The sequence below is a fragment of the Actinopolymorpha pittospori genome, assembly GCF_014873875.1.
Classification (GTDB): Bacteria; Actinomycetota; Actinomycetes; order Propionibacteriales; family Actinopolymorphaceae; genus Actinopolymorpha; species Actinopolymorpha pittospori.
Map to the genome: position 1 here is coordinate 3,926,448 of NZ_JADBEM010000001.1, position 15,067 is coordinate 3,941,514.

General features: G+C 68.4%; 13 protein-coding genes. 6 read left to right on the forward strand and 7 right to left on the reverse strand.

The window, feature by feature from the left end:
- Nucleotides 1-201: 201 nt before the first annotated feature.
- Nucleotides 202-1,047 (reverse strand): helix-turn-helix transcriptional regulator, encoded by an 846-nt coding sequence (locus HEB94_RS18560; protein WP_192751060.1) that lies wholly within the window; start codon nt 1,045-1,047, stop codon nt 202-204.
- Nucleotides 1,048-1,200: 153 nt separating this feature from the next.
- Between HEB94_RS18560 and HEB94_RS18565 the strand changes: the two genes are divergently transcribed.
- Complete coding sequence (locus tag HEB94_RS18565) at nt 1,201-1,941, forward strand: SDR family oxidoreductase (RefSeq protein WP_192751061.1); 741 nt, start codon at nt 1,201-1,203, stop codon at nt 1,939-1,941.
- A 154-nt stretch (nt 1,942-2,095) separates the two neighbouring features.
- Here HEB94_RS18565 and HEB94_RS18570 read toward each other — a convergent pair whose 3' ends face one another.
- The gene (locus HEB94_RS18570) at nt 2,096-2,509 is read right to left on the reverse strand and encodes a winged helix-turn-helix transcriptional regulator (protein ID WP_192751062.1); all 414 of its coding nucleotides are present in this window, start codon (nt 2,507-2,509) and stop codon (nt 2,096-2,098) included.
- A 116-nt stretch (nt 2,510-2,625) separates the two neighbouring features.
- Here HEB94_RS18570 and HEB94_RS18575 point away from each other — a divergent pair, with 116 nt between their 5' ends.
- Complete coding sequence (locus tag HEB94_RS18575; RefSeq protein ID WP_192751063.1) at nt 2,626-3,504, forward strand: SDR family oxidoreductase; 879 nt, start codon at nt 2,626-2,628, stop codon at nt 3,502-3,504.
- Nucleotides 3,505-3,543: 39 nt separating this feature from the next.
- On the opposite strand, the gene HEB94_RS18580 is transcribed toward HEB94_RS18575, so the two are convergent.
- Nucleotides 3,544-4,494 (reverse strand): cupin domain-containing protein, encoded by a 951-nt coding sequence (locus HEB94_RS18580; RefSeq protein WP_192751064.1) that lies wholly within the window; start codon nt 4,492-4,494, stop codon nt 3,544-3,546.
- Nucleotides 4,495-4,589: 95 nt separating this feature from the next.
- Here HEB94_RS18580 and HEB94_RS18585 point away from each other — a divergent pair, with 95 nt between their 5' ends.
- Nucleotides 4,590-6,083 carry a dihydrolipoyl dehydrogenase family protein gene (locus tag HEB94_RS18585; protein WP_238361564.1) on the forward strand — a complete coding sequence of 498 codons (1,494 nt, stop codon included), beginning with the start codon at nt 4,590-4,592 and terminating at the stop codon, nt 6,081-6,083.
- Here HEB94_RS18585 and HEB94_RS18590 read toward each other — a convergent pair.
- Both HEB94_RS18590 and HEB94_RS18595 read right to left on the reverse strand, forming a co-directional pair.
- On the reverse strand, nt 5,987-6,805 hold the full coding sequence (locus HEB94_RS18590) for a phytanoyl-CoA dioxygenase family protein (protein WP_192751065.1): 819 nt from the start codon (nt 6,803-6,805) through the stop codon (nt 5,987-5,989). The genes HEB94_RS18585 and HEB94_RS18590 overlap by 97 nt on opposite strands.
- Nucleotides 6,806-6,836: 31 nt before the next feature.
- Nucleotides 6,837-8,843 carry an ABC transporter substrate-binding protein gene (locus HEB94_RS18595; protein WP_192751066.1) on the reverse strand — a complete coding sequence of 669 codons (2,007 nt, stop codon included), beginning with the start codon at nt 8,841-8,843 and terminating at the stop codon, nt 6,837-6,839.
- 260 nt (nt 8,844-9,103) lie between these two features.
- Between HEB94_RS18595 and HEB94_RS18600 the strand changes: the two genes are divergently transcribed.
- Nucleotides 9,104-9,895: a hypothetical protein gene (locus HEB94_RS18600; protein WP_192751067.1), complete on the forward strand. Its 792-nt coding sequence runs from the start codon at nt 9,104-9,106 to the stop codon at nt 9,893-9,895.
- 8 nt (nt 9,896-9,903) lie between these two features.
- Here HEB94_RS18600 and HEB94_RS18605 read toward each other — a convergent pair whose 3' ends face one another.
- Nucleotides 9,904-12,333, reverse strand: coding sequence for a PQQ-like beta-propeller repeat protein (locus HEB94_RS18605; protein WP_192751068.1), 2,430 nt, complete (start codon nt 12,331-12,333; stop codon nt 9,904-9,906).
- 159 nt (nt 12,334-12,492) lie between these two features.
- Here HEB94_RS18605 and HEB94_RS18610 point away from each other — a divergent pair, with 159 nt between their 5' ends.
- Together HEB94_RS18610 and HEB94_RS18615 are read left to right on the forward strand one after the other, a co-directional pair.
- Nucleotides 12,493-12,978, forward strand: coding sequence for a GNAT family N-acetyltransferase (locus tag HEB94_RS18610; protein WP_192751069.1), 486 nt, complete (start codon nt 12,493-12,495; stop codon nt 12,976-12,978).
- Nucleotides 12,979-13,070: 92 nt separating this feature from the next.
- The gene (locus tag HEB94_RS18615; RefSeq protein WP_337917784.1) at nt 13,071-14,066 is read left to right on the forward strand and encodes a TauD/TfdA dioxygenase family protein; all 996 of its coding nucleotides are present in this window, start codon (nt 13,071-13,073) and stop codon (nt 14,064-14,066) included.
- 26 nt (nt 14,067-14,092) lie between these two features.
- On the opposite strand, the gene HEB94_RS18620 is transcribed toward HEB94_RS18615, so the two are convergent.
- Entirely contained in the window at nt 14,093-15,064 is a 972-nt protein-coding gene (locus HEB94_RS18620) for a cation diffusion facilitator family transporter (protein WP_192751070.1), read from the reverse strand.
- Nucleotides 15,065-15,067: the final 3 nt, after the last annotated feature.

Below are 15,067 nucleotides of genomic sequence, written 5' to 3' on the forward strand. Positions count from 1 at the left end.
CACGTACGCGTGCTCTGTGTCGTGTTCGTCCGTCCTGTCGGCGCGTCCTCTGATCAAGAGGGATGACACCTGGGGGATGACACTGAGGGGATGACACTGAGGGGATGACGCCGACGGGATGACGCCGACGGGATGACGCGGACGGATCGGGTCCGAGGAGACGACAAGAAAGGGCCGTCACCCGCGTGTCCCCGGGTAGGTTCAGTCGGTGTCCGGCCGCGCCACGTCGATGGGACCGCGCCCGAGGGAGCCGAGCCGGACCAGCGACTCGGCATCCGGGCTGCCCGGTTGAGCCGTACCGACCAGCAGTAACTGACCAGGAGTGCGCTGGACGTCGAAGCTCTGGTACGTCAACTGGATCCGCCCGACGTCGGGGTGGTTGAACACCTTGTGCTTGCGGCCCAGGGCGCTGACCTGGTGGCCGTGCCACAGTCCCGCGAACTCCGGGCTGGTGGCGAGGAGGTCCTCGACGAGGAGGGCGGTCCGTGGGTCGTTCCGGTCATGTCCGGCGCCCAGCCGCAGCGCCTCCACCGTGTCGCGGGCGACGGTCGCCCACTCGGCGAAGAGCTCTCGTGCGGCCGGATCGTGGAACAGCGAGCGGACCATGTCGCGAGGGTCCGCCAACGGGGACAGCAGGGCCCGCGCCAACGGGTTCAGGGCGAGGACTTCGAGGCGGCGGTTGATGACGTAGGCGACCGCCGCGGGGAAGGAGTCGACCAACTGGGCGAGGGAGTGGTCCACCTGGTCAGAACCGCCGGGAGCCGCGGGCGCGGGAACGAGGCCGGCGAGCCGGTACGCGTGCCAGCGGGCGTCGGTGTCCAGTCGGAGCGCTCGTGCGACGGCGTCGACGACCTGACCGGACGGGTTGGTCTCCCGCCCCTGCTCGAGGCGCGCGTAGTAGTCCGCGCTCACCCCGGCGAGAACGGCGACCTCCTCGCGGCGAAGTCCGGTGACCCGGCGTGTACCGGCACTGGGGAGGCCCACATCAGCGGGAATCAGGCGGGAACGCTGTGCGCGCAGGAAGTCACCCAGTGTTTCGCCACTCATGTCATCAGCCTACGGACGGCTTCCTGGGTGTCCCGCACCCAGGAAGCCCTGCCCTGGTTGCCGGGTGCCGCTTCGACGCATGCTCGAGCCCTTGGCGAGCAGGTGCCACGCTCGTCGGCCAAGGCAGCCAGTCAGTCTGATCGAAGGGGCCTCATGACGTTCTCGACCGACCCGACCAGCAAGGTCGTCCTGATCACCGGTGCGAGCAGCGGGATCGGCGAAGCGACCGCCAGGCGGCTGGCCGCCTCGGGCCACCGCGTCGCGCTCGGTGCCCGTCGTACGGACCTCGTCGCCGCCATCGCCGAGGACATCCGTCACGACGGAGGTGCGGCGAACCATCACGAGGTGGACGTCACGAGCCTGTCGAGCATGCGGCACTTCGCCCGCGCGGTGCACGAGAAGTACGGGCGGGTCGACGTTCTCGTCAACAACGCGGGTGTCATGCCGCTGTCGACGGTGGACGCTCTGCGGGTCGAGGAGTGGAACCGCATGATCGACGTCAACATCCGCGGAGTCCTGCACGGGATAGCGGCCGTCCTTCCCCTCATGCGGGCGCAGGGTTCGGGACACATCGTGAACCTCGCGTCGGTCTCAGGACATCGCGTCGACCCCACGGCGGCGGTCTACAGCGCGACCAAGTTCGCTGTTCGCGCCATCTCCGAGGGTCTGCGTCAGGAGAGCAGGGACGTACGTGTCACCGTTGTCAGCCCTGGCTTGACGCGAAGCGAACTCACCGAGGGAATCAGTGACACCGCGGTTCGGGCGGCCGTTCAGGACCAGATGGAGATCGCGATCCCCGCCGCTGCGATCGGTGCGGCGATCGACTACGCGATCCGTCAGCCCGCCGAGGTCGACGTCAACGAACTCCTCATCAGACCCACCGTGCAGGGCTGAACCTCAGCACCGGAGGTCGACGCCGAGGTGGCGGCGTAGGTGCTCAATCGTGGGGTCCTCGAGAGGCTGCGGCCAGGTCGCGCCCGTCCGCTCGGCGAGGGCCAAGGCCGCGCCGGATGAACTCTCGGTGCGCCGGATCGATCAGGTCCACAGATCACCGTGCGCTGTCGTATGCCGCCCGGGCCTCGAAGACGTCGTCGAGTCGGCCCTCGACCCAGCGGGTCAACGCCCACACCTGCTGGGCGACGTCGCGACCCATCGGTGTCAGGGAGTAGTCGACGCGTGGCGGGATGACCGGCTTGGCGTCGCGGTGGACGAACCCGTCGCGTTCGAGCACCTGGAGGGTCTGCGCGAGCATCTTCTCGCTGACGCCGCCGATCTCGCGGCGCAGCTCGCTGAAACGGTGCGAACGCTCGAGCAGCGCGGCCAGCACGAGCACGCCCCAACGGCTGGTGACGTGTTCGAGCACGAGCCGGGACGGGCACTCGACGCGATTGACGCTCGGGCGCGAGGCCGGGGTGTCGGAGGTGGCGGTGGCGGCAGCCGCGGACTCAACACTTACGTTCACGTCAGTACCTTACTTCAAGGTGGGTACTTACTTCTGTGCCGGTACCCCTCATATGGTGAGCCGCGGGTCAAGGACCCTTCGAACCTGCGTTGTCGTCCATGGGAAGAAGAAGTTCGATGAGCATCGTCATCACCGGCGCGACCGGACAGCTCGGCCGTCTGGTCATCGCGGACCTGCTGGCCGCCGGAGTACCCGCCGACGGGATCACCGCCGTCGCACGGAGCCAGGAGAAGGCCGCGGACCTGGTGGAGCAGGGCATCCGGTCGCACCTCGCCGACTACGACCGGCCCGAGACCTTCGCAGGAGCGTTCCGGCCCGAGGACCGGGTCCTGCTGATCTCCGGCACCGACCTGGGCCGGCGCACCGCCCAGCACGCCACGGTGATCGACGCGGCGAAGGCGGCGGGCGTCGCGCAGTTGGCGTACGTCGGCGTCTTCGGCGGCCCGAAGGCCACCTTCGCCCTCGCGGACGAGCACCGCGAGACCGAGCACCTCATTCTTGACAGCGGCCTGCCGTACACGTTCCTGCGCAACAACTGGTACTCCGACGCATGGATGTTCACCGATGAGCTCCCGCGCATCATCGAGCGCGGAGCCATCACCAACAACGTCGCGCCCGGCAGTCGAATCGCCACCGCGCCGCGGATCGACTACGCGGAAGCCGCCGCGGTCGTCCTGCGCACCGACGGGCATCTGGACAACGCCTACGAGCTGGGTGGCGACACCGCGTGGACGTTCGAGGAGTTCGCCGACGAGGTGACCCGGCAGAGCGGCACGAAGGTGGTCCACAACTCCCTCACCGCCGCGGAGAACAAGGCGCTCCTCACCGGCGCGGGCCTTCCGGCCGCCCTCGCCGACATCCTCGTGGACGTCGACGACGCGATCAGCAAGGGCGCCTTGGCGGACACCCCCGGCGACCTGTCCCGCCTCATCGGCCGCCCGACGACCCCGATCGCGGACACGATCGCCGCTGCCCTGGAAGCCACCCGGGCGTAGGACCTCAGAGACGTACGGAGCCGCCCGGAGTACGTCAGATCACGGCTCCGCCTTCAGCCCAGCCGGCGTTCCAGAGCCGTGCTTGAGTCTCCGGCGAAAGCGCGCCGGAGTCGATCCCGTCGCCAACCGAAACGTGCGGCTGAAGGCGGAGTCGGAGTTGTAGCCGACATCGGCAGCCACCGTCGCGACCGGGAGATCGGTCTCGGTGAGGAGTTCGGCCGCCGCCATCAGTCTGACGTGGGTCAGGAACTCGCCGACCGTCATACCCGTGGCGTGGGTGAAGTGGCGTACGAAGGTCGCCCTCGACATGGCCGCGACCCCCGCGAGACGAGCGATCGTCCAGTCGGCACCGGGGGCGCGGAGGACCTCGTCCACGACTGCGCGGAGCCGCTCGTCGTCTGCCGCTGTCCACAGCCCGGAGCCCGCGAGACGCCCACTGGATGTTCGCAGCACCATCGCGAGGAGGGTGTTGCACAGCAGGGAGAGGATCGCGGCCGTCCCCGGTCCGTCGAAGCCGGCCTCCTGACGAATGAGGCCGGTGAGCGTGCGTACGGTCGCGTCGGCCCCGCCGGCCTGGCGGAAGGACACGTGCGAAGGGTCAGGGAGACTCCGCAGCAGTATCGACCCAGCGCCGGGGCCGGACGCGTAGTGACCGCAGAAGAGGTCGATGACACTCTCGCCTTTCCGGCTGCGCACGACCGAGAAAGCACCACCTCCTTCCTCGATCACATCCTGGCGCGGATCCGTCGTCCCGCTGGTCAGGACGCGGTGGGCACTTCCGCCAGGTAGCAGGAGGAAGTCGCCCGCTCGCAGTTCGATGACCCGGTCGGGGAGTTCCACCACGCAGGCGCCGTCGAGGAGCAGGTGAAAGGGCGCCTTGCCCTCGCCGCAGGCGGGTACCTCCATGGCCGTGGCACGGGCGAGTAGGCAGCGTTTGTCCACGGTCGCGTCCAACCTCGCCAGTCGGATGAGGTGGCTGACTGAGTCCATGATCCGGGTCTAAGTTGAGACGCTCGCGAGGAAACGCGAGACGAATTCGCCTTCCGTGGCTCGATCGTAGCGCGCGAGACTGACGGCCTATGGGGATGACGAATGACACTCTTCGCGCGGACGTGCTCGTGATCGGCTTCGGGAAGGGTGGCAAGACCGTGGCCGCCACCCTGGGGCGTCTTGGCAGACGTGTCGTACTGGTCGAACAGTCCGACCGGATGTATGGCGGCACCTGTCCCAACGTCGGCTGCGTGCCGACCAAGGCACTCGTCCACCACTCCGGACTGCGACGGGAAGCCGACGCGGCGCAGGAGTACTACGAACGTGCTGTCGACGAGGTGCAGGCGCTGACCGCGCGGCTTCGGGCGGGCAACTACGACGCGCTGAACAACGCGGACACGGTCATGGTCGTCACCGGGCGAGCCGAGTTTCTCGACTCGTACACCGTCGGCGTAGGTGTGGGGAACGACCGCCTGTCCATAACGGCGAAACACATCCTGATCAACACCGGTTCGGAGCCGATCATCCCGGACATCCCGGGCCTGCGCGCGAGCAAGTACACCTTGACGAGTGGGGAGCTGATCCAGCGGACCGAACTGCCGGAGCGGCTCGCGATCCTGGGTGGTGGATACCTCGGCCTGGAGTTCGCTTCCATCTACCGCCGATTCGGCGCGCGGGTCACGGTGTTGGAGAGTTCCCCCGCGATCCTGCGGCACGAGGATGACGACGTGGCGGCCGCCGCGACGGACATCCTCCTCGGTGAGGGCGTCGAGATCCTCACCGGAGTCCAGGTGAGTGAGGTACATGACGGTGAGTCCGACGCGACCGTCACCTACCGAGTCGACGACGTCCCGCACACCCTCGACGTCGATGCCATCCTGGTGGCGGCGGGGCGAGCGCCGGTGACGCGCGACCTTGGCCTGGACGTCGCGGGTGTGCGCACCACCGAGCGTGGCGCGATCCAGGTCGACGAACACCTACGGACCAGCCAGAGGCACATCTACGCCCTGGGTGACGTCAACGGCGGACCGCAGTTCACCTACATCTCCCTCGACGACAGCCGGATCGTCCTGGACCAGCTCATCGGTACGGGCAAGCGGTCGACCGCGGATCGGGTAGCGATCCCACACACGCTGTTCATGACGCCACCCCTCGCGACCGTGGGCCTCACCGAGAAGGAGGCGCGCCGAGCGGGACACCGGATCAAGGTGACGCGTCAGGCCGTGGCCGACATCGTGGCGATGCCGCGGGCGCACGTCGTCGAGGAAACGCGCGGGGTGATGAAGTTCGTCATCGACGCCGAAACGGACGAGATCCTCGGTGCCGCGCTGCTGAGCATCGACGCGCAGGAACTCATCAACACCGTCGCGCTCGCCATGCGCCACGGCATCAAGGCGTCCGCGTCCAGACCGCTGTCTACACCCACCCCAGCTCGACCGAGGCCTTCAACGAGGTCCTCGGCACCATCGTGTCGAGCTGAGGAGGAGCCACCTCACATCCAGCCGGTCACGCCCAGGAGCTCCCGGGTCTCCTCATCGGCGTCGGTGAGCAGCGCGTCGGTGAGTGGGTTGGCCGGCCGCTCGCCGTAGATGGACCGCTTCATCCAGGTGGGGCCGTAGCCGAACAGCAGCAGTCGCCGGATGGTTCCCTCGGCGCTGTTGGGCGCGGCCCGATGCCACAGGGACCCGTGGCACATGACGGCGGTGCCGGCGGAGGGACGGAGCACCACCTGACCGGGCTGCTCGCCGTACTCGTCGGCCGGAAGGGCCCGGTCGATCCAGTGATGGGAGCCGGGTACGACGGAGAGAGGACCGTTCGCGTCGTCGATGTCGTCGAGGTAGAGCAGAACGTCGATGGTCTGTGGACGAGTGAAGAACGCCGGTACCGGGTCGGGTACGAGGCGCTGGTGGAAGTGCCAGTGTGTCTCCTGGTTCGGCTGGTCGGGATAGGTGATCCGGGCCGAGACGCCACGCAGCTGGACCTGGGGTCCCAGCAGCGCCCTGGCCACCGACAGGGTGGGCGCGAACCGCAGCAGGTCGAGGAACGCCGGGTGCTTGTCCATCAGGTGCCGCAGGAAGAGGCCGCCGAAGCGCCCGGAAGCGTTGGGTTTCTGCTCGCCCCGCTCGGCCGCGGCCACGTCGTCCATGGCCGTCCGCAGACGGTCGAGCTGAGCATCCCGCACGAGCCCTTCCCGGACGAGGTACCCCTCGGTCGCGAACCGTTCGATCTCCTCGGGGGTTGCCTGCACCGAGACTGGCCTGGCCGAGTCCTCGAGGTCGTGGTTGCGCAGCCGATAGTCGACCGTGTACATACCCGTCCCTTCCGTTGACACGCGATGACGCCTAACTGATGAAGAACTGCTCGGGCCGGTCGGGCCCCGGGTCCGGGTGCAGGTAGGAGAGGATCATCGGCTCCGGAGCGTTGTGGAAGTTCGTGGTCTTGACGCCGTACACACTGAGTGGCAGCACCGTCCCGATGACGTAGAACTCCTCCTTGGCGATCTGAAGGATCTGCTCGAAGAGTTCCTTGCGTGCGTTCTCCTCGGGCTCGCTCAGGAGTTGCCAGTACAACTCCATCTGGCGTTGCGCCGGCGCGGGCGGCCGCTCGCCGTTTCGGCCTCGGGACAGGAACCAGGTCGCCCACGGGATGGCGTAGTTGGACTCGCTGCTGGAGGGGAAGTACCAGCGCGGGTCGAGCATGGCGTCCTTGAGCCCGCCGTCGCCTCCCCAGACGTTCGCGTCGTGCTGGTTGGCCTCCTTGCGGGTGTAGAAGAGGGAGCGTTCGAGCGCACGGATCTCGATGCCGACGCCGATCCGGCCCCAGTCGGCACGGACGATCTCCAGGGCGTCGATGGCCTGGGTGTCGGTCGTCGCGACGTCGACGAAGAACGAGATCGGCGCGCCGTCCGGACCGAGGCGCGCGCCGTCACCGTCACGGCGGTATCCCGCGGCGTCGAGGTGGCTGTTGGCCTGGTCGAGGTCGTACGCGGTGTACTGCGTGGCGAGTTCCTCGTCGTAGAACTCCGACTCCTGGCGCGGTGCCGCCTGCCACGGCTTGCCGGTGCGCTGGAAGACGGCGTTGATGAGCTTGGGCCGATCGATGGCGTAGGACAGCCCGATGCGGAAGTCGCGGTTCTGGAAGATCTCCCGTTTCACCGGATCCCGGTGGGCGAGGTTGAGGGCGATCACCATCCAGTTCATCCGGGTGAAGGTCATGTCGAAGACTCGGCAGTCGCACGTGTCCTTGCTCCGTGCAATGACCGGCTTGTTCTCCAGCGTGTTGATCCCGGGGAAGTGGAACTCGTACTCGCCGCTCGTGACCTTGAGCAACATGGCGTTGACATCGCTCGACACGTCGTACTGGATGGCGTCGATGTAGGGGAGTTGCTTGCCGTCCGGATCGACCTTCCAGTAGTACGGGTTACGCTCGGCGATGACCCGGCCGGACGTGCCGAGCGGAGTGGTGACGCGCCATGCGTTCAGGGTGGGTAGCTCGGGGTTGGAGGTGTAGCTGGCCTGCGCGAAGAAGAGGTCGGTCCAGGCGGTGTACTTGAGTCGCCTGGCCTCCTCCTCGACGGCGGGGTTGTACTTCGGGTGGGACTTCTCCAGGTAGTGGCGGGGGTAGGCGGCGGTGTCGCCGAAGATGGTGCCGTAGGACTGCGACGCGAGGCGTTCCAGGAAGAGGCCGCTGGGTTCGTCGAAGACCACACGGAACGTTCGGTCGTCCTCGACGTTCAACCTCGCGGGTGTACCGTCACCGCTGGTGAGGAAACTCATCGGGAGCGGGAACAGCTGCTGGTCGAGGATCCCGTCCTCGAAGGAGAACTCGATGTCCGCCGTGGTGAAGGGCTCACCGTCGGACCACTTCATCCCCTCGCGCAGGACGAAGGTGAACTCCCGGCCGTCGGGTGAGGCCTCGAACGACTCGGCGACGTTGGGAATCACCTTCTGCCACTGGACGTCCCAGCGCACGAGCCCTTCGTATCCGGCGGTGTAGTTGACCCAGTAGCTGTTGGCCGGGCCGAGGAACCCGGTGTGCCAGGTGCCGCCGTAGGTGCCGATCCGTTCGGTGGGCTCGATCACCAGCGGCTTGACGGGTAGCCGCTCCCGGAGTGGAGGCAGCGATCCGGTGCGCACCTTGTGCGCGAGGTCGGGAGCCTCCTTGACGGCCGTCGGAGCCGTGCCTGCGGGGTTCTGACGTCCGTCAGCGCCTTCGGCACCTTGGGCGCTGGGCTTGGTCGACAGGAGATCACACGCTGCCGTGGAGGCCGCGAGCAGGACGGCGCTTCCGGCGAAGTTGAGGACGGAACGTCTGGTCGGCGTGGAGGCACCTGATCCGGATCCCTCCACCCGCCCGCACCCCCTCGACCCGTTCGGGACGGCCGCTCGGATCACGCTGGCGGCAGTTGACGCACCGCGACGCGAGGACCTCTTTTCGAGTTTCGGCGCGTACGTGGGGGATGTCAATGTCGGTGTCTGGGTCCGGCGACGCCGCGCCTCTCGATGCACACGACGAGGCCCGTGTCGCGCCGATCTCCGGCACTGGCCATGGCCTGTCCCGGCCTTCCAGGCTTCGGGATTTGCCGAGCTCCCGAACCTATCGTCGAACTGTGGACGAGCGGGGACAGGCCATTGACGACCTTGAGGGTCACGGTGTGCTCGAGGGATTCAGGTGGGCGTGGGACAGTGCCAGCGCGCAGACGGTGCGGACGTTCGATCCCGCGACTGGCCACGATCAGGGCTGGCTGGGCTACAACGCCTTCAAGGTGCTCACGGATCGCTTGGACAGGGTCTTCTCGTGCGGCCGGTTCGAGATGAAGGCGGACGCTTTCTCCACGGAGCGAGGGCGGCTACTGCGCGAGGGGCTCATGCCGGGCGAGTTCGAAGGGATGCCGCGCCTGGCGCCAGGGATCGTGGTCCGCGAGGACTTGTCCAGATCCTTTGGCTGGCGGTGTGGCGTATGGCGTGTGCTGTTGCAGTCATTCGGCAGTGTCGGAATAGACGGCATCCTCTGGTCGCAGAAGAGCCCGACGAAGCAACGTGTGGCCGCCGAGGCATCCCCAGACCAGCCCCAGTTGTCGTTGTGGGAGCCCGATGCAGGGCCGATGGCAGAAGTCGACGACGCGTCCTCGGACACGTCGCTCGGCGTTTCGGTGAGAACCCTTTTTGTTGCCCACGGAATCGACGCGTCCACCGGTGATTCGGCCCTCTATCTCGGCCGCGCACGCTGCAACCGGAACGGCGACAGCCCCTGGGTCTGGCGGGTTCGGCTCGATCACGAGGGCGACGACGATCGCCCGGACGAACCGCGCACGCAGCGGCTGGACGTCCCGTCGCCGGGAGGCGGTGCCGACGGGGCCGTTTCGCGCCAGTTGCCGAGCGAGGAGGACTCGCGGCGGTAGCGAAGCCCTCAGCAGTCCGGCTCGAGGTTCAGCCTGGCCAGGTCGAGGCCGTTCATGCTCCACGCGTGCCAGGAGTCCGGTTCGAACGCGAGCTGTGGCAGCGTCTGGGGGAAGCCGTCGGTCAGCCCGTCGAGGATGATCCTCGGCTGGTCGAGGTCTGGCCCGAGGAGAAAGACCAGACCGTCGTGCACCGCCGCGTACACGCGATCCTGGTGGACGGTGAGCTCGCCGTAGGAGTGGGTGCCGGGAAGCTGACCCTGCGAGAGGACCTGCCGGGTCCGCGGGTCCATGGTGAACCACGCGCCCGAGATCCGTTTGTTGACGCCGTAGAGCACACCGTCGTGGACCGCGATTCCGGCGATACTGCGGTGTCCTTCGAGCGGGGCGACCTCCCACAGCTTGCGCCTGTGCACGAGGTCGAAGGCGGCGATGGTCGCGCTGGCCTGAGTCGGCGGCACGCTCACGCCCTGAGCGTCGCCGGCGAGATAGGCGATGCCGTCGTCGACGGCGATGGAGGCGACCGCCTGGTCGTGCAGGATGTCGGTCAGCACCTCGAGCGTACGGCGGCGAATGTCCACGAGGGTGAGGGCTCCGGCGAGCTGGCCGTTCACGGGCGCGGTGCCGACCAGAAGGTACTTGCTGATCGGGTCGTACTCCATCGCCAGCGGACGATACTGCGGACGTCCGATGATGCCGAGCGACCGGGCCCTGTTGATGCGGATGTTCAACTCGACGATCTCGGTGCGCGGATAGGTCGCGGCGTACAGGTGGCCGTTGACGAAGCGCAGCTGCTTCGACTGGCCTGGCACCCGGAAACGGAGCGGCTTGGCGTACCTCGGGCCGTGTGCGGTCACGATGCTGCTGCCGGCGACGTACGCGGTCTCCCCGTCGTGTCCGAGCGTGATCGACTGCGCCGGCTCGGGTTCGGCGAGGCCGAGGTCGGCCAGGTCGATCATCGTCACTCCGCCGGTCTCGATGTCCACCCACCACAGTGCGCCGCTGCCCCCGGCGCCGAGGAGGGTGCGCTCGTCGAGAGCGAAGAGTGCCCGGGTCTCCTCCAGCGTGATGGGTGTGGCGATGGGGACGAGCTCGTCTCCCACCCGTTTGTACACCGAACCGGTCGCCCGGCCCGTGAGATAGAGCGTGCCGTCGGTTCCGACCGCCATGGCGTCGGCGATACCGTCCGGCAGGGACAGCAACCGCACGTCGGAGCCGTCCGGACGCATGTCGACGATGTGCGGACCGGCTCCGTAGACGACCCGACCGCCGGTCGTGATCAGGACGGTGATGCCCGGCAGGTCCTCCAACGGAACGCTGATGTCGTGCTTCTCCCCGGTCGTACGGTCGTACACGACCACGTGTCCGGCCGGTTGGGTGCCGGCGTAGACGTAGGTGTCGTCGGCCGCGACGACTCTCGCGTACTGCTGACCGGGTACGGCGACGCCCAGGTTGCGCAGCGTCTCCGTGGTCGGTGAGATCTCCCAGACCTGCCCCGCCGGGTACACGCCGGCGTAGACCATTCCGTCCGGTGCGGTGGTCATGCACCAGGTGGTTCCCGCGCCCGACCCGAAGTTGCCGAGCGGTCTGAGGTCACCGTTCGCCGGATCGAAGACGTACGCGTCGAGTTCGACGCCGAAGAAGACCCTGCCGTTCGAGGTGGTCATTCCCCAGGCGCTGCCCTCGCCCTGGAAAGGCACGGCGCGACGCAGGGTCCGGGTGGCGAGGTCGATCTCGGCGAGCAGGCCACGCGTCGCCGTATAGGCACAGCCGTCGAGGACGACCAGGTTCTGCATCGCGGCGGTGAGCGCCGATGGTCCGAAGGTCTGGACGCGTGCTCCTCGACGCTCCACCTTCACGTCGTCGACGTGGAACGTCGACCTCGCGGCCGCGGGGGAGTAGACTAGTACGGCTGCCTGGGTGGTCCGGGCGGGAGCCGTCGCGCCCACGGCGATGGTCTGCCAGCCGTCCTCCACCGTGCTGAAGGACCTGCTGTACGTCGCGAGCAGAACCCCGGCCGCGTCGTGGAAGTAGAGGTACAGCGCGACCGTTCCTCGTTCGAGGTACGCCTGCGCGGAGGCCAGATGGAACTCCTGCTCCACCGCCGCGAACAGGTCGCTTCGCAGCCCGAGGGCGTCGTCGGTGGCGTCGTCGAGGATGCGCAGGCTGTGCGTTCCCTCACTCGCCCGGGTGTCGACCACAGAGAACGTGGTGGCGCGGCCGAACGTCTGTGTCCAGCCCAGAATCCGGCCGTCGACCACGGGATCCTCGAATCCGCCGTTCACCGGACCCGCGACCGTGCAGGCGGCGCTGTCGGCCAGTCGTCCCACCATGCCCTCGGCGGTGGCGACGGGAGAGTCGGTCAGGACGCTCGCGCCCGGACCACCCACCGTGGCCGCCGCGACGACCGCTCCGCGGAGGAAGTTCCGTCTGTTCACCATGAGGACCGCCTCACCGAGCCGGGCTTCCGGTCACGACTGAAACCAGTGTGCGATCCGCGGATCAGGATCGGGTCCGCGTCGCCGATCTTGGACACCGCCGCGCGGGATGCGTCGTTGCCCTCCGAACGCGTCGTCGTACGCAGGAAGTACTCTCGCGCGATGCGGATCAGGACGGCCACCGACGAGGACTGGCCCCACATCTATCCCTTCTACGCCGCGATCATGGCCGAGGGGAAGACGTACGCGTTTCCGGAGGGGCAGTCCCTCGAGGAGGCGCGGCCCTGGTGGATGGAGCAACCTCCGGGCCAGACCGTCGTCGCGACCGTGGACGACACGATCGTGGGGTCGGCGAAGATGGGCGCCAACCGCCCAGGCCGAGGTGCGCACGCGGCGACGGCGTCGTTCCTGGTCGACCCCGCCCACCAGGGTCGGGGCATCGGCCGGGCCCTCGGGCTCCACGTCGTCGGCTGGGCGCGTGACGCGGGTTTCCGCGGTATCCAGTTCAACGCCGTGGTCGAGGCGAACGCCCCGGCCGTCCACCTGTGGCGCTCGCTCGGCTTCGACCTCATCGGGACCGTGCCGGAGGCCTTCGACCATCCAGAGCACGGCCTGGTGGGTCTGCACGTCATGTACCACCAGCTCTGAGCGACACTCCCACGGACCGGCATCCTGCTTGCGCAGGCGACGCGCGTCGGTAATCCTGACCTAACCAGTCGGATATGTAGGGAAGGTGCCCAGTGAGCTCCCAACTCGTCCAGGAGTCCGCCCAGACCCATGTCGACGCCGTGCCGACCACACCGCTCCCGTCGTGGGACGGAGCGGAGAACGGGTACGAGACCATCGCTGTCCGCCGGGTCGCCGGCAACATCGGCGCGGAGATCGGCGGCGTACGGATCAGTGGCGACCTCGACGCGACCACCGTCGCGGAGATCCGTCGCGCCCTCCTCGCGCACAGGGTCGTCTTCCTCCGCGACCAGCACCATGCCGACGACGCGACCCAGCGGGCCTTCGCCGCCCTGCTCGGCACGCTGACCAAGCCACACCCGACCGTGGCCGGAGACGGGGACGCCGTACTCCCGATCGACTCCGACTACAGCCGGGCCAACAGTTGGCACACCGACGTCACCTTCGTCGACCGGATCCCCGCGATCAGCATCCTGCGCGCCATCACACTGCCCCCGTACGGCGGGACGACCACCTGGGCCAACACGGTCCGCGCCTACGCGAAACTGCACCCGAGCCTCAGGGCGCTCGTGGACAACCTGTGGGCGGTGCACTCCAACCTCTACGACTACGCGGCCGAGCGGGACGAGAAGCGGGTCGGGGGGATCGACGTGAAGGAGCAGTCCTACCGGGACGAGTTCGGCCACCTGGAGTTCGAGACCGAGCACCCGGTCGTCCGCGTCCACCCGGAGACGGGTGAGCGTTCGCTCGTGCTCGGCCACTTCGTCCGCCGGTTCGTCGGGCTCAACACACACGACTCCCAGGACCTGTTCACCCTGCTCCAACGCCACGTCACCCGGCTGGAGAACACCGTCCGCTGGAGTTGGCGACCGGGCGACATCGCGATGTGGGACAACCGCGCCACCCAGCACTACGCGATCGACGACTACGACGACCACCCGCGGCTGCTGCACCGCATCACCCTCGCCGGCGACGTCCCGGTCAGCGTCGACGGTGTGCGCAGTACGCCGCGCAAGGGCGACGCGTCACACTTCTCGCCGCTGAGCTGACCGCTGACCGGGCGACCCTGCGCGGTTCACGGGACCGTCTCGTCGGTCGGCGGGGTGGGGTCCAGGTACACCCGGGTGACGGCGGGAAACCGCCGCTGCAACCGCCGTTCGGCCTCCTCGGCCGCCTGCTCGATCTGGTCGGACGTCGCGGCCCCCGCGAAGTCGACCTTGGCGGAGACGACCACGTCCCGTGGTCCGAGGACCGACGTCACCAGGTCGAGCACCGCGACCACGTGCGGCGCCGACTCGAGTTCGCGGCGGATCGCCGCCACGGTCCTCGGCGGGAGCGCGCGCCCGATGAGCATCGACGTGTTGTCCCGCCCGAGGACGAACGCGACGCCGGCGAGCAGGGCGCCGATCAGGATCGAGGCCAGTCCGTCCCAGATCCCCGATCCGGTCAGGTGGCCGCCGGTCAGGCCGCCGGCCGCCAACAGCAGACCGATCAGCGCCGCCGAGTCCTCCAACACCACCGCCTTGACCGTGGTGTCGGGCGTCCACCGGAAGTACAGCCGGGCCGGAACCTCGTGGTGTCGTGCCTCCCGCCGGATCTGCCGGGTCCCGCGTAGGAGAGACACACCCTCCAGAACGAACGCCACCAGGAGCACGAGGTAGGCGACGAAGGGGTTGCCGAGCCGCTCGCCGGCCACGAGGGTGTGGACCCCGTCGTACACGGAGAAGACGGCACCGCCGACGAAGGTGGCGACGGACGCCAGGAGAGCCCAGACGTAGCGTTCCCGCCCGTATCCGAGCGGGTGTCTGACGTCGGGCGGGCGGCCGCTGCGGCGCAGCGCGGTGAACAGCAGCACCTCCGTCACGGTGTCGGCCACCGAGTGCGCCGCCTCGGAGAGCATCGCGCTGGAACCACTGATGAGCCCGCCCGCCGCCTTGGCCACGGCGATTCCGAGATTCGCCGCGGCGGCCACCAGCACCGTGCCGACGCTCTCCTCGCGGCCCGGCTCGGCACCGCCGCCGCCGCCTCCGTCGCGAGCGGTCGTCATATC

Excerpts from the sequence above, each read along its gene's own strand:
- HEB94_RS18580 (WP_192751064.1), bottom strand. The coding sequence starts at position 4,494 with ATGGACTCAGTCAGCCACCTCATCCGACTGGCGAGGTTGGACGCGACC.
- HEB94_RS18590 (WP_192751065.1), bottom strand. The coding sequence starts at position 6,805 with ATGTACACGGTCGACTATCGGCTGCGCAACCACGACCTCGAGGACTCG.
- HEB94_RS18610 (WP_192751069.1), top strand. The coding sequence starts at position 12,493 with ATGCGGATCAGGACGGCCACCGACGAGGACTGGCCCCACATCTATCCC.
- HEB94_RS18560 (WP_192751060.1), bottom strand. The coding sequence starts at position 1,047 with ATGAGTGGCGAAACACTGGGTGACTTCCTGCGCGCACAGCGTTCCCGC.
- HEB94_RS18605 (WP_192751068.1), bottom strand. The coding sequence starts at position 12,333 with ATGGTGAACAGACGGAACTTCCTCCGCGGAGCGGTCGTCGCGGCGGCC.
- HEB94_RS18620 (WP_192751070.1), bottom strand. The coding sequence starts at position 15,064 with ATGACGACCGCTCGCGACGGAGGCGGCGGCGGCGGTGCCGAGCCGGGC.
- HEB94_RS18575 (WP_192751063.1), top strand. The coding sequence starts at position 2,626 with ATGAGCATCGTCATCACCGGCGCGACCGGACAGCTCGGCCGTCTGGTC.
- HEB94_RS18565 (WP_192751061.1), top strand. The coding sequence starts at position 1,201 with ATGACGTTCTCGACCGACCCGACCAGCAAGGTCGTCCTGATCACCGGT.
- HEB94_RS18585 (WP_238361564.1), top strand. The coding sequence starts at position 4,590 with ATGACGAATGACACTCTTCGCGCGGACGTGCTCGTGATCGGCTTCGGG.